At 28.8% G+C, this 472-nt stretch carries 1 pseudogene; it reads left to right on the forward strand.

The window, feature by feature from the left end:
• Positions 1 to 417: pseudogene (locus ASJ81_RS15225) on the forward strand (ISNCY family transposase); the annotation flags it as partial.
• Between the last annotated feature and the right edge of the window lie 55 nt (positions 418 to 472).

The raw sequence follows: 472 nt of genomic DNA on the forward strand, positions 1-472 counted from the left end.
AGTATAAAGGCAAAAAAGGAATTTAACCGATTTAGATATAAATTGAAGCTAGAAAGAAGACGAAAAAAGGAAAATCTTCCACTTAATAGTCTTGAAAAAGCAAAATATAACTTTAACAAATTAATGGAAAGTATAAGAACATATGACGAAGTGATTCAAAAACGATTGTGGATGATCAATAAACACTGGTTAAATCTTACTTTGTTCCATTATCTTCCTGGAGCTCCGGCAACAAATAATCCTATTGAAAGCTATTATTCAAAAAGTCTAAAAACTGATAACAAGAAACAGTTTAGGAATGATAAAGGAATTGAGAATCAGATTAAACTTACTCAAATGAGAAGATTAAATTTACTCAAGAAACCACAAAAGTCATTTATGGAATTGTTCAGATTATTTACTCCATTTAAGCTGTAGTAAGCTATTTTGATAAAAGTTTCACTTTAGAAAGTAGCGGAGCGTATTGATTTTA

The organism is Methanosarcina spelaei, assembly GCF_002287235.1.
Taxonomy (GTDB): Archaea; Halobacteriota; Methanosarcinia; order Methanosarcinales; family Methanosarcinaceae; genus Methanosarcina; species Methanosarcina spelaei.